The organism is Nitrosospira sp. TNL200 (assembly GCF_055386305.1).
In genome coordinates this window covers 2885117-2908274 of sequence record NZ_AP041003.1, presented here as the reverse complement: position 1 = coordinate 2908274, position 23158 = coordinate 2885117, and the positions used below count along the sequence as shown (strand labels likewise).

The 23158-nt window shown below is 54.6% G+C and carries 19 protein-coding genes, 3 tRNA genes and 3 rRNA genes; 20 read left to right on the top strand and 5 right to left on the bottom strand.

The genetic code is table 11. The features are described from left to right. The 20 genes from rpmI to ACZ5CE_RS13075 all read left to right on the top strand — a co-directional run bounded on the left by rpmI (position 1) and on the right by ACZ5CE_RS13075 (position 18410). The gene (gene rpmI, locus ACZ5CE_RS13170; protein WP_464575357.1) at positions 1-198 is read left to right on the top strand and encodes a 50S ribosomal protein L35; all 198 of its coding nucleotides are present in this window, start codon (positions 1-3) and stop codon (positions 196-198) included. A 12-nt stretch (positions 199-210) separates the two neighbouring features. Beyond that, positions 211-570 (top strand): 50S ribosomal protein L20, encoded by a 360-nt coding sequence (gene rplT / locus ACZ5CE_RS13165; protein ID WP_464575356.1) that lies wholly within the window; start codon positions 211-213, stop codon positions 568-570. Between the two features lie 99 nt (positions 571-669). Then, complete coding sequence (pheS, locus tag ACZ5CE_RS13160) at positions 670-1698, top strand: phenylalanine--tRNA ligase subunit alpha (protein ID WP_464575355.1); 1029 nt, start codon at positions 670-672, stop codon at positions 1696-1698. A gap of 150 nt (positions 1699-1848) precedes the next feature. Continuing rightward, entirely contained in the window at positions 1849-4230 is a 2382-nt protein-coding gene (gene pheT / locus ACZ5CE_RS13155; RefSeq protein ID WP_464575354.1) for a phenylalanine--tRNA ligase subunit beta, read from the top strand. A gap of 119 nt (positions 4231-4349) precedes the next feature. Continuing rightward, positions 4350-4655 carry an integration host factor subunit alpha gene (locus ACZ5CE_RS13150; protein WP_464575353.1) on the top strand — a complete coding sequence of 102 codons (306 nt, stop codon included), beginning with the start codon at positions 4350-4352 and terminating at the stop codon, positions 4653-4655. Next, entirely contained in the window at positions 4636-5013 is a 378-nt protein-coding gene (locus ACZ5CE_RS13145; RefSeq protein ID WP_464575352.1) for a MerR family transcriptional regulator, read from the top strand. The genes ACZ5CE_RS13150 and ACZ5CE_RS13145 overlap by 20 nt, the downstream gene beginning before the upstream one ends. 214 nt (positions 5014-5227) lie before the next feature. Further along, positions 5228-5304, top strand: a tRNA-Pro gene (locus ACZ5CE_RS13140). Positions 5305-5419: 115 nt separating this feature from the next. Further along, a complete protein-coding gene (gene surE, locus ACZ5CE_RS13135) occupies positions 5420-6160 on the top strand; it encodes a 5'/3'-nucleotidase SurE (RefSeq protein WP_464575351.1) in 741 nt (246 codons plus the stop codon). A gap of 56 nt (positions 6161-6216) precedes the next feature. After that, entirely contained in the window at positions 6217-6879 is a 663-nt protein-coding gene (locus tag ACZ5CE_RS13130) for a protein-L-isoaspartate(D-aspartate) O-methyltransferase (protein WP_464575350.1), read from the top strand. 87 nt (positions 6880-6966) lie between these two features. Further along, positions 6967-8082, top strand: a complete 1116-nt coding sequence (locus tag ACZ5CE_RS13125; RefSeq protein ID WP_464575349.1) for a peptidoglycan DD-metalloendopeptidase family protein — start codon at positions 6967-6969, stop codon at positions 8080-8082. Beyond that, positions 8079-9047 carry an RNA polymerase sigma factor RpoS gene (gene rpoS, locus ACZ5CE_RS13120; protein WP_464575348.1) on the top strand — a complete coding sequence of 323 codons (969 nt, stop codon included), beginning with the start codon at positions 8079-8081 and terminating at the stop codon, positions 9045-9047. The genes ACZ5CE_RS13125 and rpoS overlap by 4 nt, the downstream gene beginning before the upstream one ends. 204 nt (positions 9048-9251) lie before the next feature. Further along, positions 9252-9677: a group III truncated hemoglobin gene (locus ACZ5CE_RS13115; RefSeq protein ID WP_464577528.1), complete on the top strand. Its 426-nt coding sequence runs from the start codon at positions 9252-9254 to the stop codon at positions 9675-9677. Positions 9678-10245: 568 nt separating this feature from the next. Further along, positions 10246-10863, top strand: a complete 618-nt coding sequence (locus tag ACZ5CE_RS13110) for a superoxide dismutase (protein ID WP_464575347.1) — start codon at positions 10246-10248, stop codon at positions 10861-10863. A 31-nt stretch (positions 10864-10894) separates the two neighbouring features. Further along, positions 10895-12100: a tyrosine--tRNA ligase gene (gene tyrS, locus ACZ5CE_RS13105; RefSeq protein ID WP_464575346.1), complete on the top strand. Its 1206-nt coding sequence runs from the start codon at positions 10895-10897 to the stop codon at positions 12098-12100. A 276-nt stretch (positions 12101-12376) separates the two neighbouring features. Further along, positions 12377-13912 (top strand): 16S ribosomal RNA (locus ACZ5CE_RS13100). Positions 13913-14041: 129 nt separating this feature from the next. Next, positions 14042-14118 (top strand) — tRNA-Ile (locus tag ACZ5CE_RS13095). A 6-nt stretch (positions 14119-14124) separates the two neighbouring features. Continuing rightward, positions 14125-14200: transfer RNA gene (locus ACZ5CE_RS13090), tRNA-Ala, on the top strand. A gap of 388 nt (positions 14201-14588) precedes the next feature. Further along, positions 14589-17478 (top strand): 23S ribosomal RNA (locus ACZ5CE_RS13085). 129 nt (positions 17479-17607) lie between these two features. Further along, positions 17608-17720: ribosomal RNA gene (rrf, locus tag ACZ5CE_RS13080) — 5S ribosomal RNA — on the top strand. The 16S, 23S and 5S rRNA genes sit together here with 2 tRNA genes alongside, the layout of an rRNA operon. A gap of 219 nt (positions 17721-17939) precedes the next feature. After that, positions 17940-18410 (top strand): quinol oxidase, encoded by a 471-nt coding sequence (locus ACZ5CE_RS13075; RefSeq protein ID WP_464575345.1) that lies wholly within the window; start codon positions 17940-17942, stop codon positions 18408-18410. A 21-nt stretch (positions 18411-18431) separates the two neighbouring features. Here ACZ5CE_RS13075 and ACZ5CE_RS13070 read toward each other — a convergent pair whose 3' ends face one another. The 5 genes from ACZ5CE_RS13070 to ACZ5CE_RS13050 are packed head-to-tail and all read right to left on the bottom strand — an operon-like array spanning position 18432 to position 23154. Continuing rightward, on the bottom strand, positions 18432-19505 hold the full coding sequence (locus tag ACZ5CE_RS13070) for a sulfate/molybdate ABC transporter ATP-binding protein (protein WP_464575344.1): 1074 nt from the start codon (positions 19503-19505) through the stop codon (positions 18432-18434). Continuing rightward, on the bottom strand, positions 19495-20370 hold the full coding sequence (cysW, locus tag ACZ5CE_RS13065; RefSeq protein WP_464575343.1) for a sulfate ABC transporter permease subunit CysW: 876 nt from the start codon (positions 20368-20370) through the stop codon (positions 19495-19497). Before cysW ends, ACZ5CE_RS13070 begins: the two co-directional genes overlap by 11 nt. A 19-nt stretch (positions 20371-20389) precedes the next feature. Further along, positions 20390-21220, bottom strand: coding sequence for a sulfate ABC transporter permease subunit CysT (gene cysT, locus ACZ5CE_RS13060; RefSeq protein WP_464575342.1), 831 nt, complete (start codon positions 21218-21220; stop codon positions 20390-20392). Beyond that, positions 21217-22101 carry an EAL domain-containing protein gene (locus tag ACZ5CE_RS13055; RefSeq protein WP_464575341.1) on the bottom strand — a complete coding sequence of 295 codons (885 nt, stop codon included), beginning with the start codon at positions 22099-22101 and terminating at the stop codon, positions 21217-21219. Before ACZ5CE_RS13055 ends, cysT begins: the two co-directional genes overlap by 4 nt. 54 nt (positions 22102-22155) lie before the next feature. Next, a complete protein-coding gene (locus ACZ5CE_RS13050; RefSeq protein WP_464575340.1) occupies positions 22156-23154 on the bottom strand; it encodes a sulfate ABC transporter substrate-binding protein in 999 nt (332 codons plus the stop codon). Positions 23155-23158: the final 4 nt, after the last annotated feature.

The window sequence follows — 23158 nt, the reverse complement described above, 5'->3', positions numbered from 1 at the left end:
ATGCCGAAAATGAAAACGAAGAGTGGTGCAGCGAAGCGCTTCAAGGTCAGAGCTGGTGGCAGCGTCAAGCGTTCACAAGCATTCAAGCGCCATATCCTTACCAAAAAGACGACGAAAAGCAAACGCCAGTTGCGCGGAACCGTCGGTGTTCATGCAAGCGATGTGGCGTCCGTTCGCGCCATGATGCCCTACGCGTAAAGAGAGACAACCATGCCAAGAGTGAAACGTGGGGTGACGGCTCACGCCCGTCATAAAAAAGTACTGGATCTGGCGAAAGGTTATCGCGGACGCCGCAAGAATGTCTATCGTATCGCGAAGGAGGCGGTGATGAAAGCGGGGCAGTATGCCTACCGCGATCGCCGCCAGAAAAAACGCCAGTTCAGGGCGCTGTGGATTACGCGCATCAATGCGGCCGCGCGTGAATGTGGCTTGTCTTACAGCGTATTCATGAACGGCTTGAAAAAAGCGGCGATCGAGGTGGATCGCAAGGTGTTATCTGACATTGCGATCTTCGATAAGCCTGCTTTCATGAAGTTGGCCGAACAGGCCAAGGCCAGTCTGGCGATATAGCAGATAAGCAGAGAAGTATGACGAGGAGGCTGGAGGCACTGCGCCTGGCCTCCTTTTTTCTTGTTTATGGAATTGATATCACCTCATCCCTGAATCCCTATGAATGATCTGGATCTTCTCATCAGTGAAGCCACCGGTCTTTTCAACGGCATAGATGATGCTATCGAGCTGGAGCAGGCCAAGGCGCGTTATCTCGGCCGAAACGGCAAGCTGACGGAGTTGCTGAGGGGATTGGGCAAGCTTCCTCCGGACGAGCGGCCGGAAATGGGAAGCCGTATCAACAAAGCCAAGGAAATGCTCGAAGCTGCGCTTGGCAGCCGCCGCGACGCGATACAGGAAAAGAAACTCGAGGCTCAGCTCATCGTTGAGGCGCTGGATGTCACTTTGCCGGGACGCGGCCAGGGAACGGGCGGCATACATCCCATCACCCGGACACTCGATCGCATCCAGTCCCTGTTTCATTCGCTTGGCTTTGCCGTCGCAACAGGGCCGGAGATCGAAACGGACTTCTACAATTTTACCGCACTCAATATTCCCGAGAATCATCCTGCCCGTGCGATGCACGATACCTTTTATATTGATGAGGAAAGCGGCGCTTATTTGTTGCGTACCCATACTTCACCGGTGCAAATCCGCTATATGCAGGAAAATGCTCCACCCCTGAAGGTGATTGCGCCAGGACGAGTTTACCGCTGCGACTCCGATTTGACTCACACCCCCATGTTTCACCAGGTGGAAGGTTTATGGGTTGATGAAACCGCCCATTTCTCGGCGCTAAAAGGCTTGCTGGCGGACTTCATGCAGCATTTTTTCGAACGCGACGACTTGCCGGTGCGCTTCCGTGCTTCTTTCTTCCCGTTTACTGAACCCTCGGCGGAAATGGATATTGGATGCGTAATGTGCGGGGGCAGCGGCTGCCGCGTATGCAGTCACACGGGCTGGCTCGAAGTACTGGGCTGCGGCATGGTACATCCCCACGTTCTCAAGCATGTACGCATCGACAGCGAAAAATACATCGGGTTTGCCTTTGGCATGGGTGTGGAAAGGCTGGCGATGCTGCGGTACGGAGTAAATGATTTGCGCCTGTTTTTCGAAAATGATCTTCGCTTCCTCAAGCAATTCAGCTAGGTGCAGTTTCTCCAGGTGTCATTTCTGAAAGTCCGGTCCGTACGACGGAAATGCGGAGACTGCGAATTCCGCGCAATCAAGCAGCGAACGCGATAGGTGCCGTAAAAAAATAGCTGCATTCGTTTTTAGAACAAGAGGGCGAGAAGAAACATGAAATTTTCCGAGAACTGGCTCCGGACCTTCGTCGACCCGCCATTATCCACGGATGAGCTAGCCCATGCGCTGACCATGGCAGGCCTGGAAGTGGAAACGATCGAGCCGCTTGTCCTCGCTTTTACCGGTGTTGTGGTGGCTGAGGTGCTGTCGGTCGAGAAGCACCCAGGAGGAGACCGTCTCCGTGTCTGTCAGGTAAATGCCGGTCCCATTCCCGGGGGCGGGCAATTGCAGATAGTTTGCGGCGCTCCCAATGTTCGGGCCGGAATGAAGGTTCCGTGCGCGCTGAGTGGTGCCAAACTTCCTGCAGTCACTATAAAGCCGACCAGCATAAGAGGGATTGAATCTCATGGCATGTTATGTTCTGCCACTGAACTGGGTCTAAGCGATGCCACGGAAGGCCTGCTCGCGCTTCCCGAGGATGCGCTTCCCGGTATCGATTTTCGCGATTATTATGAACTCGACGACAAGCTCCTTACCCTCAAGCTCACACCTAATCGCGGTGATTGCCTGGGCCTCGTTGGCATAGCGCGGGAAGCAGCCGCTGTAACTTCGGCGAGTCTTCGGCCTCTTGAGATCGAGCCGGTGGTTCCGGCGGTGGGTGGCATGTTGCGGGTCGAGGTGGGCGCGCCCGAGGCGTGCCCGCTTTATTGCGGTAGGGTAATACAGGGTGTATCGCTGGATAGGGCTACGCCTCACTGGATTGTGCGTCGCCTGGAGCGTAGCGGCATACGAACCATTAACCCCGTGGTGGATGTGACCAACTATGTCATGCTGGAGACTGGCCAGCCGCTGCATGCCTTCGACCTGGCGAAAATTTCGGGTGAACGAGCAGGTGTGATCCAGGTGCGCTTCGCTCAGGCGGGGGAGAAATTCGAGTTGCTCAATGGCGAAGAGCTCGCCCTGGAGCCTGACATGCTGATCATCGCCGATGTGGAAAAGCCGCTGGCGCTTGCAGGGATAATGGGTGGAAACGAAAGCGGTGTACGGCACGAGACGACCGATTTATTCCTGGAAAGCGCTTTCTTCAGCCCGGAGAGTATTTCAGGAAAATCATTCCGCCTGGGCTTCAGCTCGGATTCCGCGCATCGTTTTGAACGGGGTGTGGATTTTGCTGCTACCCGCATGGCTCTGGAACGCGCTACGAGACTGGTGCTGGAAATATGCGGCGGCAGCGCCGGCGCCGTCAACGAAGTCCGGGGTAGCTTGCCGCAACGCCACCCCATAAACCTGCGTTTACAAAGGGTGCGCCAGGTTCTCGGTATAGACTTCGATGAAGTCAGGGTTGCCGAATTATTGCGGCGACTGCAATTTGATTTCCTTCCCGGGGGCAATGGGACATTCCTGATAACACCGCCAACCTACCGCTTCGATCTCGGCATAGAGGAAGACCTGATCGAGGAACTGGCGCGGATTCACGGCTATAATCAGATTCCGGGCAGTTCGCCACATGCGGCATCGGAAATGCTGCCCGATTCCGAAACCATGCTCTCCCCGTCGCGACTAAGAGAAGTCCTGGCTTCGCGGGATTACCAGGAGGTTATCAATTATGCTTTTGTAGACGCGTCGTGGGAGCGGGAGATATTTGGCAATGAAATGCCGATAGCATTGAAGAATCCGCTATCCAGCCAGATGAACGCAATGCGCAGCACCCTGCTTGGCGGCCTGTTGTCCAACCTGCAATTCAATCTCAACCGCAAGCAAAGCCGGGTGCGTTTGTTCGAAATAGGGCGCTGCTTCCTGAGGGAGGGTGACAGTTATGCTCAGCCGGAAAAATTTGCCGGACTTTGCTACGGCGATGCTTATCCGGAACAATGGGGGATGCCTGCCCGGATTGCCGATTTTTATGATGTGAAGGCGGACATCGAAGCGCTTTTTTGGCCAACCAGGGTCCATTTCGAGCCCCAGCCGTATCCCGCCCTGCACCCGGGCAAGGCAGCGCGTATCCATGCGGGCAGCGGCGTGGCCGGTTGTATCGGAGAGCTTCACCCGCGCATCCAGAAAAAACTCGGCCTATCCCGGTCCCCGGTGTTGTTCGAGCTCGATCTCCATGCGCTTGTATCGCATTCCTTGCCCACGGTCGCGGAAATTTCCAAATACCCTACGATCAGGCGGGATATCGCATTGGTCGTACCGGAAAAAATCCGGGCACAGGCGATACTCGATCGTATGACATCGGAACAGTTATCCGTCATTTCCGAAATTTATCTATTCGATGTGTACCAGGGAGAAGGGATGGAAGACGGCAAAAAAAGTCTTGCATTCCGTGTGTTATTAAAAGATACTCAAAAGACATTAACCGATGCGGAAGCGGATCTGGCCGTTGCCCGGCTGACCAGAATTCTGGAAGTCGAGTTTGGTGCGAGACTTCGCAATTGAGGAAGCTCTGAACTAATCTGGATGACAAGAGGATTTGTTCAGAGCTTCCTGACACCCGGCAGGTGAAAATACCGAAGGCTGGCTGTATCCGGACAGGTATATAAACAGGCGAGGAGAGTATGACCTTAACGAAGGCTGAGTTGGCCGATTTGCTGTTTGAGAAAGTGGGGTTCAATAAACGCGAAGCTAAAGACATGGTTGAATCATTTTACGAGGAAGTCCGCATTGCGCTACAGAATGGGGATGGCGTGAAGCTTTCGGGATTTGGCAATTTTCAGTTGCGCGACAAACCCCAGCGTCCGGGCCGCAATCCCAAGACCGGTGAAGAGATTCCGATTACCGCCAGGCGGGTCGTGACCTTTCACGCAAGTCAGAAACTGAAGGCGATGGTGGAAAAAAACCAGCATGGGAAACGCAACGCCTAACGCCCAGCTTGGCCCCATTCCCGCAAAGCGTTACTTCACGATCGGCGAGGTGAGCGAGTTATGCGGGGTCAAGCCGCACGTATTGCGCTATTGGGAGCAGGAGTTCACGCAACTGAAGCCTCTCAAGCGCCGGGGAAATCGCAGGTATTATCAGCATCATGAAGTCCTCCTGGTGCGCCGGATACGAGAGCTCCTCTATGAAGAAGGATTTACAATACATGGAGCACGCAGTCGTCTGGGGTCTGCGGCGGCGGAAATGATGCCTGCGATCGCAGCGTCGGTTGAAGCCGGGCCGCCGCTCGACATATCCTTGTGGCGGAAGGAAATCAGGGACGTGGTAGCGCTCCTCCGATCCTGATCCTGCAAGAGTTCACATGAATCAGGAAGTCGGGAGCGGACGCTCTATCGTCTTTTCAGTGAAACCGCTGAGCAACCGGAGATTCTTGTTTTCTTCCTGCTTGCACGCCGATATATGCTCCTCCCCCGCATTGTCCCTCTATCTGCCTCTGCGGCTACTCTCCTTATAAAGCAATAGCGACTTTGAACCCGCCTTATTGTTATAATCCACCTCTCGGGGCGTAGCGCAGCCTGGTAGCGTACTTGCATGGGGTGCAAGTGGTCGGAGGTTCAAATCCTCTCGCCCCGACCAATGAATAAAATCAGACAACCAGACGTTCGGGCATGTACCGGCATGTGCCAACGTCTGTTAGCAGCCTTATTATTACTCTGTTCTCGATCGGGTTCATCGTTTCAGGTACCGTACTATGCGCATTTTGCTCAGCAATGACGATGGGTATTTTGCGCCAGGCCTTGAATCTCTTGCTACTGCTCTTTCCGCGATCGCGGATATCGTCGTGGTCGCGCCGGAGCGCGACCGAAGCGGCGCCAGCAATTCTCTTACGCTCGACCGGCCCCTCAGCTTGCACAGATCCCACCGGGGTTTTTTTTATGTCAACGGCACGCCTACCGACTGTGTGCATCTTGCGGTTACCGGCATGCTCGACACATTGCCCGACATGGTAGTGTCCGGCATAAACGACGGCGCGAACATGGGGGACGATACCATTTACTCTGGTACCGTGGCAGCCGCAACCGAAGGCTTCCTGCTCGGCATTCCCGCGATAGCCATTTCCCTTGCGCGCTTTTCCGAAGGAAATTTTTCCACCGCTGCGCGTATCGCGGCAGAACTGGTGCAGCGATACCAGCGCGACAAGCTCCACGGAACGGTGTTGCTCAACGTCAACGTGCCTGATGTGCCCTATGAGGAGTTGCAAGGCATGGAGGTCACCCGGCTGGGGCGCCGCCATAAGGCCGAGCCAGTGGTCAAATCCCAGAGCCCGCGTGGCGAGACGGTTTATTGGGTAGGGGCCGCGGGGCCCGTTCAGGATGCCGGAGAGGGAACCGATTTTTTTGCAATTCAGCGTAATCGAGTATCGGTGACTCCATTACAGATCGACCTGACCCGGTATGGACAGATGGATTCCGTAAAAATGTGGCTGAAATAGATAAAGCTTTTTATGGTCTTACGGGGCTTGGTCATGAGCTCTTGTCAGGATAGGCATTGAGCACTCATCATTCCGGTATCGGCATGACTTCGCAGCGTACCCGCACGCGCATGGTGGAGCGCCTGCGCGATATGGGTATTGCGGATGAGGCCGTCCTGGCTGCCATGAATTTCATTCCGCGCCATATCTTCGTTGAAGAGGTCCTGGCGAGCCGCGCTTACGACGACGTTTCCCTTCCCATCAATTTCGGCCAGACCATCTCGAGTCCGTTTATCGTGGCCCGCATGACTGAATTGCTGCGAGCCGGTTCAGATCTGGGCAAGGTGCTCGAGATCGGCTCCGGTTGCGGCTACCAAACCGCCATTCTGGCACGGCTGGCACGCGAGGTGTATTCTGTCGAGCGGATTGGACCATTGGTTACCCGTGCCCGAGCCCGGTTGCGGGGGCTTCGGCTCCCCAATATTTATCTGAAGCACGCCGATGGACTGCTGGGTCTTTCCGAGGCTGCGCCGTTTGATGCTATCATGCTGACAGCAGCCACGACCCATATCCCTTCTTCTCTGCTGGAGCAGTTGGCGATTGGCGGCAGGCTGGTTTTTCCCAAGGGCAGTCAGGAGCAACATCTGTGCATGCTCGAAAGGAGCTCCCAGGGGTATACTGAAACTACGCTGGGTGAAGTGAGGTTCGTGCCCATGGTGCCTGGCGTTCAGAAAGGCTGAACAATGTAATACGAATATCAGATGACGGTCAGTGGAATGAAATGCGAAGGTTCGAAATGGTTAGCATGCCGCTTTGCACGGTCTTGCATGGTTGAGATGGGGGCAGGGCGGCGAGTTCTCCCTGGCATTTTTTTTCCTTCAATACGTGGTCTGCTTCTCATTTTCGGCTTGTTTTTCGGCCTGTTGCTCGCCGGTTGCGAATCCACCCCGCGGCCTGCCCCGGTCGTCGATCGGGCCGGAGCGGGATCCACCACGGGTAACGCCCGCCAAACGCAAGGTCAGCCATCCAATACCTATGTCGTCCGTAAGGGAGACACGCTGTACAGCATTGCTCAAAGCAATGGCATTAGCCAGAAGGATCTTGCCGAATGGAATAATATCCAGGATCCGGCTGCGATTCAGGTCGGCCAGCAATTGCTGCTTTTGCCTCCTTCGCCCCCTGGGCAAATGGCCCAGCCGTCGCTCTATGCGCTTCCCGAGCCGCGGCTTTCTTCCCCGGGCCCTGTGGAGCTTCGCGGCGCAGGAGTTCCAGCCGAAGCCAGGCCGGTGGCGAGCAGCGACAAGCTGAAAACAGAACCAAAGGCCTTGAAGCTGCCATACTCGGAGCAGGCAGTGGCGCAGCTGAAAGCAGACATCATTCCAGCCCAGACAGCCGTCGCAAGGAGTGAGGCACCCGCCGAAAGAGAGCTTCCGCTGGTAGCAGGTGCCGTGCCTTCCGCAGCCGCAGCCGTGGTTCCGCTGCCCGCCGTGCCGCCTGCCCCGCCCGTAGCCGTGGTCCCGCTACCCGCCGTGCCGCCAGTGCCGGACGCAGCGGAAACTGTTCTCGCGCGCGATCAAGTCGAGTGGATCTGGCCTACAAAAGGCAAACTACTCGAGGGGTTTTCCGAAGGTACGAAAGGCATTGATATCTCGGGTACATCCGGCCAGGCGGTCAACGCCTCGGCAGCAGGCAAGGTAGTGTATAGCGGTGGCGGATTGCGGGGCTATGGCAAGCTTGTCATCATCAAGCATAACAACATCTACCTCAGCGCCTATGCGCACAATGACAAACTTTTGGTAAAAGAAGGACAAACAGTCAAAAAAGGGCAGAAAATCGCTGAGATGGGCAGCACCGACAGCGGTCTGGTAAAACTTCACTTCGAAATCCGCAAAAACGGAAAACCTGTGGATCCCCTAAAATACCTCCCCCCCACTTCCGGATGAGCTATCCAGACTATAACGGTGATGACGAGGATGAGGAAGCGCTGGATTCCGCGGATTCGCCCGAAACGGACGATGAGTCCGCGGCCATTTCTGAAAGCGGCGTCACGGTTGCTGGCAGTGACCCCAGTGATTTTCTTCTGACTGACGTAACGCAAATATATTTCAACGAAATCGGCCACAACGCATTACTGACGCCGAAAGAGGAAGTGGAGCTCACGCGCCTCGTCAGGCAGAATGACTTCAATGCCCGGCAAAGAATGATCGAGTGCAATTTGCGGTTGGTGGTGAATATCGCCAAGCACTATGCCAACCACGGCGTCGCGCTGCTGGATCTCATCGAGGAAGGCAACATGGGGATGATGCACGCGCTGGATAAATTCGATCCGGAGCGCGGTTTTCGTTTCTCCACTTACGCCACCTGGTGGATACGGCAGAATATCGAACGCTGCATCATGAATCAGTCGCGCACGATCCGCCTGCCTGTTCATGTCATCAAGGATCTGAATGTTGTCCTGCAGGCGGCCCGTCACCTTGAGGCTCATACTGGCAAGGAACCTAAACCGGAAGATGTGGCCCGTCTGCTGGGCCGCCCCGTCGAGCATGTGGAGCGCATGCTGTCCCTGAACATGAGCATGATGTCGCTGGACGCTCCGCTCGATGTCGATCCTCTCCTGTCCGTCGGCGATGTCATGGCCGACGAAAAATCAGCCGGCCCCGATGCGATGCTGGAGCAATCCGAGATCAAGGACCGGGTAAAGGAATGGCTCAGCCGTTTGAACGACAAGCAGCGCCATATCATCGAGCATCGCTATGGGCTGAATGCCTGTGAAATTCAAACCCTGGAGCAGCTGGCGTCAAGCCTTGGGCTTACTCGCGAACGGGTGCGCCAGATTCAGCTGGAAGCGCTGGAAACGCTGCGCGGCATATTGAAATGCGATGGGGTTTCGAAGGAAGGAATATTTTAGCCTTGCAGCAACCCGCCTGTCTGGCCGCTTCGATAGCGCGCCGCCCCAAATGCAGTGCGCTCAATAGTCTTTACTCCGGCCACTTTTATCAGTATTATATGTCTAAAGCCTGTTCCATCAAAGTGGGGAGTTTGAAGTATAATCGCGACCCGTCAGCGTTACTGTCGTATTGAAATTATTTGAATCGAGGCGTTATTTATGGATATGTCACAACCAGAGTTTACGGCACCTGATCCCACTCTCTGCACCGAAGAAGAAATTGCAAGGCTGGTTCACACTTTTTACGCAAGAGCCCGGCAAGACCCGGGACTGGGGCCCATCTTCGAGGCGCACGTTGATGATTGGGACGCCCATTTTGTACAAATGATCAATTTCTGGTCAATGAAATTGCGCGGGACCAGCCGATTCCGTGGTATGCCCATGCCGAAACATGTTGCGCTACCCGGGCTCAACCCGGCATTGTTCGAGCGGTGGTTGGAATTGTTTCGGCTGACTACCAGCGAAATGGAAAATCCAGGGCTGCAATTCAATGCCGATACACTGGCCTTCCACATCGGGAGCCGTTTGTGGCAGAGGTATCAAATGGAGCGGTTCCCGGATAGAGAGCTTGTCGGGTTGCGCGAGCCGTAGTTCTCCCTTCTTTATTCCTGGCGAGCCGGGCGCGAAAAGGCGCGCCCGGCTGTTTTGTTTCCGCCGATCTCTGCGGTGGATGTGCAATACCATTTCAATCTTTGTTCGCCAGCCTTGAAAAGATTGTAAGCGATCACTTTCCATTTTCACGTCGCTGATCTTGCCTGAGTTTCCTCCAGCTCTCCCCGGATCTGTTAACACTTGAACCTAAATCCGGCAGTTGATCGCTCATTTCTAGTTTGGATCTATGATTCACAACGACTTTCCGCCGTACTCGACGTTCACCTGTAGAGTGGGATCACTACAGGGCAGATTGTGGGATTTCTGCGGCACATGGCTGCGTTGCAACTCCTTGGAATGGAATAGCCATTCCTCGTTGCAGCACCTTGCCCTGCACTCCAAAAGCCGCACACTCCATCCTGTCCAACTGCCGGATTTAGGTTAGCGGGAGTATGTTGGTATAATGGCAAAGAGATCCCCGGTTCGGGTTCCGCCAGCAGTAGTGCTTGCCTGCATGCCCTCGATATAAGAAAGAGCAGAGATTTTTTAAACACAAAGGAGCGAAACGATGAGCAATCAAACGACTGGAAGTGCGCCTCATAGTCTGCCACCTCTCCCCTATGCGGAAAATGCGCTGGATCCTGTTATTTCGGCCAACACCTTGAGCTTCCATTATGGAAAGCATCACAAGGCCTATGTCGACAACCTCAATAAATTGATAAGCGGTACCGAACTTGCGGATTCATCCCTGGAGGAGATTATCGCGGCAACTGCCGGCAATGCGGAAAAGGCGGGAATATTCAACAACGCAGCACAAGTCTGGAACCATACATTCTACTGGAATAGCCTTTCGCCGCGCGGGGGAGGGAAACCGCCATCCGATCTGGGAGAGAAAATAGACTCATCTTTCGGGTCGCTGGATGCCTGCAAAAAAGAATTGGCAACCGCGGCAACGACTCAATTCGGCAGCGGATGGGCATGGCTGGTGCAGGACGGAGACAAGCTCAAGGTCGTCAAGACCGGGAATGCGGACTCGCCGCTGACCAAGGGAATGAAGCCACTGTTGACGATCGACGTGTGGGAGCATGCATATTACCTCGACTACCAGAACCGCCGTCCGGATTATGTCAATGCCGTGCTCGACAAGCTGATCAACTGGGATTTTGCTCTGCGTAACTGCAAATAACTGCAAGTAACCGCAAACAGGTCTTGCTTCAGTGGCGACCAGCGAAATTTTCGAGGAACTGGAAATCATCCGGCGCGGATGCGACGAGCTCCTGCTCGAAGAGGAGCTCGCGCGCAAGCTCGCAGCCGGGCGTCCGCTCAGGGTAAAAGCGGGATTCGATCCGACAGCACCCGACTTGCACCTGGGACATACGGTTCTGCTCAACAAGATGCGCCATCTGCAGGATCTCGGCCATCATGCCCTGTTCCTGATAGGTGATTTTACCGGCATGATCGGTGATCCCAGCGGCAAGAATACGACGCGTCCCGCCCTTACCCGCGACCAGGTGGTGGAAAACGCGAATTCTTATACCGATCAGGTTTTCAAGATCCTCAAACCCGGACAGACCGAGGTGGTCTTCAATTCCACCTGGATGGACAAGGTCGATGCGGCGGGGCTCATCAGGCTGGCAGCCACTCATACGGTTGCCCGCATGCTGGAGCGCGACGATTTCGGCAAGCGCTATCAGGCCAACAAGCCCATCGCACTCCATGAGTTTCTGTATCCGTTGATCCAAGGGTATGATTCCGTCGCGCTGCAAGCGGATATCGAACTTGGAGGCACTGATCAGAAATTCAACCTGCTCATGGGGCGAGAGCTGCAAAAGCATTTTGGACAGGCGGCACAGTGCGTTCTTACCATGCCCCTCCTCGAGGGATTGGATGGCATCAATAAAATGTCCAAGTCAGCGGGCAACTATATCGGCATTGCGGAGCATCCCGCGGAGATATTCGGCAAGCTGATGTCGATTTCAGATGAATTGATGTGGCGGTATATCGATCTGCTGTCTTTCGAGCCTTCTAGCGTCATCCGGCAGTGGCGGCAGGAGGTGGAGCAGGGTCGAAATCCGCGGGACATCAAGATATCGTTAGCACAGGAAATCGTTACCCGTTTTCACAGCAGGAAAGATGCTGAATTCGCCCTGGCGGATTTCGAAGCAAGATTCAGGCGGGGGGCCATCCCCAGCGATATTTGCGAGAAGGCGCTGCATGCCGGCCAGGAGGGTTTGCCCATCGCCCAATTGCTCAAGCAGGCCGGGCTCACTGCAAGCACCACTGAAGCCCTGCGCATGATAGAGCAAGGTGGTGTAAAATTGAATGGCGAAAAAATCAGCGATAAAGGCATCAGGCTATGCCGGGGCGAAATTGCAGTTGTGCAAGTGGGCAAGCGGAAATTCGCCAGGGTCGTTCTCTCCTGACAAATTCGGCAAAATCTCTTGACCCGCTGGCTGATGCCTGTATAATCCCGCCTTTCCCCGTGAAGCCCGAAAGGTTAAACGGATTGTTCTTTAAAAATATACAGCCGATAGGTGTGGGCGCTTGACTAGGCCACCCGTCATTTCGCCATCCGGCGCAGTGATGGGAAAAGCAAAGTTGAAGTGCTCGCACGATGGAAAGGTTCTGGTTACCATTCTGGGAATCCCGGATGGGAATCGGAGCCGCATAATACGTCAAGCGAGAGTTTTACCAGTATTGAACTGAAGAGTTTGATCCTGGCTCAGATTGAACGCTGGCGGCATGCTTTACACATGCAAGTCGAACGGCAGCACGGGGGCAACCCTGGTGGCGAGTGGCGAACGGGTGAGTAATGCATCGGAACGTATCCTTAAGTGGGGGATAACGCATCGAAAGATGCGCTAATACCGCATAATCTCCGAGGAGAAAAGCAGGGGATCGCAAGACCTTGCGCTTTTGGAGCGGCCGATGTCTGATTAGCTAGTTGGTGGGGTAATGGCTTACCAAGGCTTCGATCAGTAGCTGGTCTGAGAGGACGACCAGCCACACTGGGACTGAGACACGGCCCAGACTCCTACGGGAGGCAGCAGTGGGGAATTTTGGACAATGGGGGAAACCCTGATCCAGCCATGCCGCGTGAGTGAAGAAGGCCTTCGGGTTGTAAAGCTCTTTCAGCCGGAACGAAATGGTTACGGTTAATACCCGTGACAAATGACGGTACCGGAAGAAGAAGCACCGGCTAACTACGTGCCAGCAGCCGCGGTAATACGTAGGGTGCGAGCGTTAATCGGAATTACTGGGCGTAAAGCGTGCGCAGGCGGTTTTGTAAGTCAGATGTGAAATCCCCGGGCTTAACCTGGGAACTGCGTTTGAAACTACAAGGCTAGAGTGTGGCAGAGGGGGGTGGAATTCCACGTGTAGCAGTGAAATGCGTAGAGATGTGGAGGAACACCGATGGCGAAGGCAGCCCCCTGGGTTAACACTGACGCTCAGGCACGAAAGCGTGGGGAGCAAACAGGATTAGATACCCTGGTAGTCCACGCCCTAAACGATGTCAACTAGTTGTCGGGTCTTAACGGGCTTGGTAACGCAGCTAACGCGTGAAGTTGACCGCCTGGGGAGTACGGTCGCAAGATTAAAACTCAAAGGAATTGACGGGGACCCGCACAAGCGGTGGATTATGTGGATTAATTCGATGCAACGCGAAAAACCTTACCTACCCTTGACATGTACCGAAGCCCGCTGAGAGGTGGGTGTGCCCGAAAGGGAGCGGTAACACAGGTGCTGCATGGCTGTCGTCAGCTCGTGTCGTGAGATGTTGGGTTAAGTCCCGCAACGAGCGCAACCCTTGTCATTAATTGCCATCATTCAGTTGGGCACTTTAATGAAACTGCCGGTGACAAACCGGAGGAAGGTGGGGATGACGTCAAGTCCTCATGGCCCTTATGGGTAGGGCTTCACACGTAATACAATGGCGCGTACAGAGGGTTGCCAACCCGCGAGGGGGAGCTAATCTCAGAAAGCGCGTCGTAGTCCGGATCGGAGTCTGCAACTCGACTCCGTGAAGTCGGAATCGCTAGTAATCGCGGATCAGCATGTCGCGGTGAATACGTTCCCGGGTCTTGTACACACCGCCCGTCACACCATGGGAGTGGGTTTCACCAGAAGCAGGTAGTCTAACCGCAAGGAGGGCGCCTGCCACGGTGAGATTCATGACTGGGGTGAAGTCGTAACAAGGTAGCCGTAGGGGAACCTGCGGCTGGATCACCTCCTTTCAGAGAAAGCCTTTTTCAAGCGTCCACAACCTATCGGTTGTTAAAAAAGCAGGGCTAGGCGCCGAGGAGCCGCCGGAAGTGGAAGGCCGGAAAATTAAAAGGCCGGCCCTTTGTTTCTAGGTCTGATCGGGGTCTGTAGCTCAGTTGGTTAGAGCACACGCTTGATAAGCGTGGGGTCGGTGGTTCAAGTCCACCCAGACCCACCAACTAACGGGGGTGTAGCTCAGCTGGGAGAGCACCTGCTTTGCAAGCAGGGGGTCATCGGTTCGATCCCGTTCACCTCCACCAAATCCCAGGCCGGAATCGCCTCATTATTCCAGTTAGAAACCAGAGGTAAACGATGCGCGTTTACCTCTGGTTTTTTTACCAGCGGCTGTAGTCAGGAACAAGTTGTGGAGAAGCGGATCATATTTATATTATCCGGTCTTGCCTGTTCCGATGTTCTTTAAAAATTTGGAAGAAGTAAAACGTTCCATGTCAGGGAGCATGGCCTTGTTCAAGGTCCTGTATCCCGGATACGGAATAATGGGTTAGATTGTATCGACGCATGGCATTTTTAGTCGGATGCAATGCGTAGCAGACAACTATAGCCATTGGTTTGGAAGCCGTGATCGGGCGGAAATAGCTTTCGAGTGATTTACTCCCGATAACGGATTTTGAGCCCTTAAGGTTATAGGATCAAGCGAATAAGTGCATGTGGTGGATGCCTTGGCGATTACAGGCGATGAAGGGCGTGGTAGCCTGCGAAAAGCTCCGGGGAGCTGGCAAACAAGCTTTGATCCGGAGATGTCCGAATGGGGAAACCCGGCCCGCAAGGGTCAACCTTGGCTGAATACATAGGCCAAGCGTGGCGAACCTGGTGAACTGAAACATCTAAGTAGCCAGAGGAAAAGAAATCAACCGAGATTCCCAGAGTAGTGGCGAGCGAAATGGGAGCAGCCTCCAACTTTTAGCATTCGAATTAGCTGAACCGTCTGGAAAGTCGGGCCATAGCGGGTGATAGCCCCGTAGGCGAAAATTCGAGTGTGGAACTAGGGTTGGGACAAGTAGGGCGGGACACGTGAAATCCTGTCTGAACATGGGGGGACCATCCTCCAAGGCTAAATACTCGTAATCGACCGATAGTGAACCAGTACCGTGAGGGAAAGGCGAAAAGAACCCCGGGAGGGGAGTGAAATAGATCCTGAAACCGCATGCATACAAACAGTGGGAGCGGACTTGTTCCGTGACTGCGTACCTTTTGTATAATGGGTCAGCGACTTACATTCAGTAGCAAGCTTAACCGAATAGGGGAAGCGCAGCGAAAGCGAGTCTTAATAGGGCGTTTAGTTGCTGGGTGTAGACCCGAAACCAGATGATCTACTCATGGCCAGGATGAAGCGGGGGTAACACCTCGTGGAGGTCCGAACCCACTAATGTTGAAAAATTAGGGGATGAGCTGTGGGTAGGGGTGAAAGGCTAAACAAATCTGGAAATAGCTGGTTCTCTCCGAAAACTATTTAGGTAGTGCCTCACGTATCACCTTCGGGGGTAGAGCACTGTTATGGCTAGGGGGCCGTTTAGGCCTACCAAACCATGGCAAACTCCGAATACCGAAGAGTGCGAGCGTGGGAGACAGACATCGGGTGCTAACGTCCGGTGTCGAAAGGGAAACAACCCAGACCCTCAGCTAAGGTCCCAAAGACACAGTTAAGTGGCAAACGAAGTGGGAAGGCTAAAACAGTCAGGAGGTTGGCTTAGAAGCAGCCATCCTTTAAAGAAAGCGTAATAGCTCACTGATCGAGTCGTCCTGCGCGGAAGATGTAACGGGGCTCAAACTGTGCACCGAAGCTAGGGATTTACACGCAAGTGTAGATGGTAGGAGAGCGTTCCGTAGGCCTGCGAAGGTGGCTTGAGAAGGCTGCTGGAGGTATCGGAAGTGCGAATGCTGACATGAGTAGCGATAAAGGGAGTGAAAGGCTCCCTCGCCGTAAGCCCAAGGTTTCCTGCGCAACGTTCATCGGCGCAGGGTGAGTCGGCCCCTAAGGTGAGGCAGAAATGCGTAGCTGATGGGAAACTGGTTAATATTCCAGTACCTTTGTTCAATGCGATGTGGGGACGGAGAAGGTTAGCTCGGCCGGGTGTTGGATGTCCCGGTTGAAGCGTGTAGACGTGCTGCCCAGGCAAATCCGGGCGGCTTAGTTGAGGCGTGATAACGAAACGCCCTTCGGGGCGCCAAGTGAGTGATACCCTGCTTCCAGGAAAAGCCACTAAGCTTCAGTTGAATGAGGACCGTACCGCAAACCGACACAGGTGGGCGGGATGAAAATTCCAAGGCGCTTGAGAGAACTCAGGAGAAGGAACTCGGCAAATTGACACCGTAACTTCGGGATAAGGTGTGCCCCCGGTACGTGTAGCACCTCGCGTGTGAAGCGGATGGGGGTTGCAAAGAAATGGTGGCTGCGACTGTTTAATAAAAACACAGCACTCTGCAAACACGAAAGTGGACGTATAGAGTGTGACGCCTGCCCGGTGCCGGAAGGTTAAGTGATGGGGTGCAAGCTCTTGATCGAAGCCCCGGTAAACGGCGGCCGTAACTATAACGGTCCTAAGGTAGCGAAATTCCTTGTCGGGTAAGTTCCGACCTGCACGAATGGCGTAACGATGGCCACACTGTCTCCTCCTGAGACTCAGCGAAGTTGAAATGTTTGTGAAGATGCAATCTCCCCGCGGCTAGACGGAAAGACCCCGTGCACCTTTACTGTAGCTTTACATTGGACTTTGACAATATCTGTGTAGGATAGGTGGGAGGCATTGAAGTGGGCTCGCCAGAGCTCATGGAGCCGACGTTGAAATACCACCCTGATGTTGTTGAGGTTCTAACCTGGGTCCATTATCTGGATCGGGGACCGTGTATGGTAGGCAGTTTGACTGGGGCGGTCTCCTCCCAAAGTGTAACGGAGGAGTACGAAGGTACGCTAGGTACGGTCGGAAATCGTGCTGATAGTGCAATGGCAAAAGCGTGCTTGACTGCGAGACTGACAAGTCGAGCAGATGCGAAAGCAGGTCATAGTGATCCGGTGGTTCTGTATGGAAGGGCCATCGCTCAACGGATAAAAGGTACGCCGGGGATAACAGGCTGATTCCTCCCAAGAGTTCATATCGACGGGGGAGTTTGGCACCTCGATGTCGGCTCATCACATCCTGGGGCTGTAGCCGGTCCCAAGGGTATGGCTGTTCGCCATTTAAAGTGGTACGTGAGCTGGGTTTAAAACGTCGTGAGACAGTTTGGTCCCTATCTGCCGTGGGCGTTGGAAGTTTGAGGGGACCTGCTCCTAGTACGAGAGGACCGGAGTGGACGCACCTCTGGTGTACCGGTTATGACGCCAGTCGTATCGCCGGGTAGCTAAGTGCGGAAGAGATAACCGCTGAAAGCATCTAAGCGGGAAACTCGCCTCAAGATGAGACTTCCCGGGGGTTAAACCCCCCTAAAGGTTCGTCGAAGACCACGACGTTGATAGGTCGGGTGTGGAAGCGCAGTAATGCGTTAAGCTAACCGATACTAATTGACCGTGAGGCTTGATCCTATAACCTTAAGTGAACAAGTTGTTTGCAGGTACAATCAAACCCATTATTTAAAATTACTTCTTCCAGATCATGGCTGATCGTAAAGCGGGACAAATAATCGCGTTACGATCATTGCCATAACCGTTACGCTTGGCGGTCATAGCGCCTTGGACCCACCCCTTCCCATCCCGAACAGGGTCGTGAAACGAGGTCGCGCCGATGATAGTGTGTTTTCACATGCGAAAGTAGGTCACTGCCAGGCACCTATAGTAAAAAAGCCCCAATTCGCGAGAGTTGGGGCTTTTTTTATTGCGCGCCCAGCGTGGGCGCAACTCTTTTGGGTGAAAGTCCCATCGTAAGTTGATCACAGCGAACGAAGTGAAAACGCAACTGCATGAGAGCGACGGGGTGTGAGAGAAAGCGTGGAGCAAAACCGCGAGCTCTTGTGATCAAGGTGAAGTGGCGTAGACCCGGCGGTTGTATGGGGAAGGAGTGCGTTCTTACCCAGGGGGATCTCGCCTTGTGCCCGAAAGGTGATGGTGTTGATTTATTCCTCATAATACTGACGTTGACCGTCTGCTGCATCGCGGGGCGGCTGAGTGCACAGCCGGGCAATAAACCTTATCGGGCGGTGATGGACGCTGATGGCGTGCAACAGGTGAACATCCTGGCGGGCGATTATTTTTTCAGGCCCAGCCACATCATCGTCAAAGTCAACGTACCTGTAAGGTTGGTGGTTCGTGTGGAGCGGGGGATCGTTCCTCACGGCTTGGTGCTCAAGGCACTCGAAGCGAATATCTCGATCGATGAAGACCTGAGCCGGGAGTCTCAAACATTCACCTTCACCCCAAGCGCGCCCGGCAGGTATGCTTTCTATTGCCCAAAGAAGTTGCTCTTTTTCAAGAGCCACAGGGAACACGGGATGGAGGGTATTCTGGAAGTCGTTGAGTAGCTGGCATAAGTCTCGTGCGTCTCAATGTATCTGCGCCGGAAAAAGATCGAAGCGGGCAGGCCTAATGAAAACCTGATCGCCCCGCGCCAATTTCAGTTCACGAAAGCGCTCCTTGCTGATTTCGACCTGGATCAGTTCCTTGCTGTTGCTGTCGTCGCGCGTCAGTTCAAGACGCACTACCGGGCCAACCGAGAGAATGTGCGATACGCGCGCGCCAATTGCGCCATCGCCGTTAACCACACGGTCCACATGGATGTCGTGCGGACGCACATAGGCCACGGCTGAAAGTTCTTCTGCCTCGGTATGCTCGGGCGCATCGACTTCGATTCCGCCTATCCAGGCGCGTCCGCGATGAAGCCGGCCGTGGAATAGATTCACTTTGCCCAGGAATTCATATACGAAGGGACTTGCCGGGTGTTCGTATACTTCGTCCGGCGTGCCGATCTGCTCGATGCGGCCTTCGTTCATGACGACAACCCTGTCTGCCACTTCCAGCGCCTCCTCCTGGTCGTGAGTTACGAACACGCTGGTAATATGCATTTCGTCATGCAGCCGGCGCAACCATGAGCGGAGCTCCTTCCGTACTTTTGCATCGAGTGCTCCGAATGGCTCATCCAGCAATAATACTCTCGGTTCCACTGCCAACGCCCGCGCCAGGGCGATCCGCTGGCGCTGCCCTCCTGAAAGCTGGTGCGGATACCGGTCGGACAGCCAATCGAGCTGCACGAGTTTCAGTAGTTCATGAACACGGCGGCAAATCTCTGGTTCAGCCGGGCGAAACTTCCGCGGGCGTACACGCAGGCCAAACGCCACATTCTCAAAGATGGTCATGTTCCTGAATAGCGCGTAGTGCTGGAAGACAAAGCCCACCTGCCTCTCGCGCACATGCTGGTCCGTCGCATCCTCACCCTGGAATAGCACTTGCCCTGTATCGCCGGATTCCAGCCCGGCAATCACCCGCAACAGGGTGGTTTTTCCCGACCCGGAAGGACCGAGCAGCGCCAGCAGCTCACCCGACTTTACTTCCAGGCTAACGTTCCGTAGTGCGGAAAATTTCCCGAATTGCTTGGAAAGATTGCGTACTTCAATGCTCATTCATATTCTCCTGATGTCTGCCGCGCGATTCGACAAACGTTTTCAATGCGAGTGTTACCAGCGCAAGCAAGGCCAATAGTGACGCCACGGCGAACGCCGCGGCAAAGTTGTATTCGTTGTAGAGAATCTCGACGTGCAGCGGCAAGGTATTGGTACTGCCGCGAATATGCCCCGATACGACCGACACCGCTCCGAACTCGCCCATTGCGCGCGCGTTGCAAAGAATCACGCCATAGAGCAACCCCCACTTGATGTTTGGCAGGGTCACATGAAGAAAGGTCTGCCAGCCATTCGCGCCCAGCACCACCGCAGCTTCCTCTTCCTCGGTTCCCTGTGCCTGCATCAGCGGAATCAACTCCCGCGCGATAAAGGGAACAGTGACGAAAATCGTCGCGAGCACGATGCCCGGTACCGCAAAAATGATCTTGATGTCATGTTCTGCCAGCCATGGCCCCAGCCAACCCTGCAGGCCGAAGATGAGCACATAGATCAATCCGGAAACTACGGGAGAAACAGAAAATGGCAGATCGATAAGCGTGATGAGCACGCTTTTTCCGCGAAACTCAAACTTGGCAATCGCCCACGCAGCTGCGAAGCCGAATATCACATTGAGGGGGACGGCAATCGCCGCGGCAGTCAAGGTAAGCTGAATGGCGGATATCGCGTCGGGATCGGTGATCGCTGCAATGTAGACGTCCCACCCCTTCTTCAGTGCCTCATAAAATACCGAGATCAAGGGGATAAAGAGGAAAAAGGTCAGGAAAGCCAATGCGAGGCCGATCAGACTTCTCCTTATCCATATGGATTCCGTGGTAGCCCGCGCCTGATCCAGACTGACAGGTGCAGGAAGAAGTGTCGTACTCAATGTTGTACCTTCATAGGTTTCATATTGCGGCACCCCGGCGCCGGCTCCACCATTGCAGGAAGTTGATGATCAGGAGCATGACGAATGAAATGACCAGCATGACTACCGCCAGGGCGGTTGCACCCGCGTAATCATATTGCTCGAGCTTGGTAATGATCAGTAGCGGCGTGATTTCAGACACCATGGGCATGTTGCCGGCTATGAAGATTACCGAACCGTATTCGCCGATTGCGCGCGCAAATGCCAGTGCGAATCCCGTCATCAAGGCGGGCAGCACAGTGGGAAAAATGATGCGGGAAAAAGTCTGGAACCGATTAGCGCCCAGCGTCGCCGCCGCCTCCTCCAGTTCCGCCTCGATATCCTCGAGTACCGGTTGCACGGTTCGCACTACAAAGGGCAGACCGATGAACGTCAGGGCGACGAAAACACCCAGGGGCGTGAACGCGATCTTGATGCCGAGAGGCTCGAAAAACTGTCCGATCCAGCCATTTCCAGCATAGAGCGCTGTCAACGCAATACCAGCGACGGCGGTTGGCAGCGCAAACGGGAGATCAACCAACGCATCCACCAGCTTTTTTCCGGGAAAACGGTAACGCACCAATACCCATGCGACGAGGAGGCCGAATATGGCGTTGACAAGCGCCGCCGCAAAAGACGCGCCGAACGTCAGCCGGTATGACGCCAACACTCTCGGCGTAGTCACCATGCTCCAGAATTCCGGCCAGGTAAGGGCGGCCGTCCGGACAAAGGCGGCGGAAAGAGGGATCAGTACGATCAGGCTGAGGTACAGCAGCGTGAACCCGAGCGCAAGATTGAATCCCGGCAGGACGCTGTGCTGTTTGAATTTCATCGATCAGGAACCCCATTAAACGATGATTGCCGATAGCCTCTGGAGAGCACCGGATAGTGCTCCTCCATCATTGCTGGCACCGCGGTTTCAATCGCCCGAAGCGGCAATCCAAGCGCGCGACCTTGAAGGAGATCGGCCCCCGATTCCACGGCGACACGCTTTTGCTGTGCTGTTTCGATGTCATGCACCAGCACCGATGCGCCGAAGTGGTGCACCGCATTCACGAGTGATTCGGTGCCATAACGGCGCTCCAGCGCCGAAGCTTCCAGCCTGACGATATGTGGGAAAAGAGGATACAAACTGGCAAGTTCCGCGATCCAGTCCTCTGTTGTCACGCTGTGGTTGATCGCAATCCGGTAGCCGCGCGAACGATAATTGCTGATCACGTGCTTGAGCAATCTCGAGTCGCGATTGACCTCGGTCGGTATTTCGATCACGACCCTGGAAGTTTCGACTCCAATAATATGGAGTATTCTCTCGAAGGCACGGCCATGATCATCCTTGACGCTTTCCAGCAGCCGTGGCTGAACCGTTACAAAAAGATCTCCCTGAGAGGCATTGCCGAAATAGTTCAGGGCATGGATCACGCGGCAAAGCCGATCAAAACGTACCAGCAGTGCATCACCTTCAGTCAGGGCGAAAGTCTTCCAGGGAGACAGGACGCTTTTTCCCTCCGTCGTGGAGCGGATATACGCGGCATGCCCGGTTATCCTGTGCTCGCTCAGGCCGAATACAGGCTGGAAGACGCTGGATAGCCAGCTGTTGAAGAAGTGCCCGATCACCCACCCGTCTTCCGAACGTTGCACCGGGTAATCCGTGGCTGCCTGGATACGGGCCAGTCCATCTTTCATGCCTCTCGCATCTTTCATGTAAACGCTCATTTTGCTATTCCTTTTCGCAATCACATCGCTGCCTGGCTATGAGAACAAGGATGTCTATTTCTGATAGATCTGATCGAAAGTGCCGCCATCGGCGAAATGGGTTTTATAGGCATTTTTCCATCCACCAAACGCGTCATCAATCTTGAATAATTTGATGGGAGGAAACTTGTTTGCATATTTCGCGGCGATCTTCGCATTGGTGGGACGGTAGAAATTCCTGGCGGCGATTTCCTGCCCTTCTTCCGAATAGAGATGCTTCAAATAGTCTTCGGCCACCGCTCGCGTACCTTTCTTGTCTACCACTTTATCCACTACTGCGACCGAAGGTTCCGCAAGGATGCTGAGTGACGGCACCACGATCTCGAACTTGCCGGCCCCCAGCTCCTTGATCGCCAGGAAAGCTTCGTTTTCCCATGAAATGAAGACGTCCCCGACACCGCGTTCCACGAAAGTGGTGGTCGAGGCGCGCGCTCCGGAATCTAGCACGGGAACGTTCTTGTAGATGTCGGCGACGAATTCCTTTGCCCTGCCTTCCCCGAAATGCCGTTTCCCGAATTCCCAGGCCGCCAGGTAATTCCATTGTGCGCCCCCGGAGGTTTTCGGGTTGGGGGTGATCACCGATACGCCGGGCCGCGCAAGATCGTTCCAGTCCTTGATGCCCTTGGGATTTCCCTTGCGCACCAGGAAGATGATGGTCGAGGTATAGGGCGTGCTGTTGAGCTCCAGGCGCTTCTGCCAGTCGGCTGGAAGCAACCCGGCTTTTTCCGCTATAGCATTGATGTCATTGGCCAAAGCAAGCGTTACCACATCCGCTTCGAGGCCGTCGATAACGGAGCGCGCCTGCTTGCCCGAACCCCCATGGGATTGCTTTATGGCCACTTTCTCCCCTGTTTTTTGTTCCCAGTATTTTGCGAAGGCGGCATTGAACTCCTGGTACAGCTCCCGCGTCGGGTCATACGAGACGTTCAAGATGGTCTTGTCGGCCCATGCGCTGCCGCTGATCGTGAAGCTGGCTATGAGAAGGGTGGATGCCAGCCGGGCTTTGAATTTCATCGTT

Bases quoted from the DNA above. Each gene is read 5' to 3' on its own strand.
- rpmI (WP_464575357.1), top strand. From the start codon at position 1: ATGCCGAAAATGAAAACGAAGAGTGGTGCAGCGAAGCGCTTCAAGGTC.
- rplT (WP_464575356.1), top strand. From the start codon at position 211: ATGCCAAGAGTGAAACGTGGGGTGACGGCTCACGCCCGTCATAAAAAA.
- pheS (WP_464575355.1), top strand. From the start codon at position 670: ATGAATGATCTGGATCTTCTCATCAGTGAAGCCACCGGTCTTTTCAAC.
- pheT (WP_464575354.1), top strand. From the start codon at position 1,849: ATGAAATTTTCCGAGAACTGGCTCCGGACCTTCGTCGACCCGCCATTA.
- ACZ5CE_RS13150 (WP_464575353.1), top strand. From the start codon at position 4,350: ATGACCTTAACGAAGGCTGAGTTGGCCGATTTGCTGTTTGAGAAAGTG.
- ACZ5CE_RS13145 (WP_464575352.1), top strand. From the start codon at position 4,636: ATGGGAAACGCAACGCCTAACGCCCAGCTTGGCCCCATTCCCGCAAAG.
- surE (WP_464575351.1), top strand. From the start codon at position 5,420: ATGCGCATTTTGCTCAGCAATGACGATGGGTATTTTGCGCCAGGCCTT.
- ACZ5CE_RS13125 (WP_464575349.1), top strand. From the start codon at position 6,967: ATGGTTGAGATGGGGGCAGGGCGGCGAGTTCTCCCTGGCATTTTTTTT.
- rpoS (WP_464575348.1), top strand. From the start codon at position 8,079: ATGAGCTATCCAGACTATAACGGTGATGACGAGGATGAGGAAGCGCTG.
- ACZ5CE_RS13115 (WP_464577528.1), top strand. From the start codon at position 9,252: ATGTCACAACCAGAGTTTACGGCACCTGATCCCACTCTCTGCACCGAA.
- ACZ5CE_RS13110 (WP_464575347.1), top strand. From the start codon at position 10,246: ATGAGCAATCAAACGACTGGAAGTGCGCCTCATAGTCTGCCACCTCTC.
- ACZ5CE_RS13075 (WP_464575345.1), top strand. From the start codon at position 17,940: ATGGGGAAGGAGTGCGTTCTTACCCAGGGGGATCTCGCCTTGTGCCCG.
- ACZ5CE_RS13070 (WP_464575344.1), bottom strand. From the start codon at position 19,505: ATGAGCATTGAAGTACGCAATCTTTCCAAGCAATTCGGGAAATTTTCC.
- cysT (WP_464575342.1), bottom strand. From the start codon at position 21,220: ATGAAATTCAAACAGCACAGCGTCCTGCCGGGATTCAATCTTGCGCTC.
- ACZ5CE_RS13055 (WP_464575341.1), bottom strand. From the start codon at position 22,101: ATGAGCGTTTACATGAAAGATGCGAGAGGCATGAAAGATGGACTGGCC.
- ACZ5CE_RS13050 (WP_464575340.1), bottom strand. From the start codon at position 23,154: ATGAAATTCAAAGCCCGGCTGGCATCCACCCTTCTCATAGCCAGCTTC.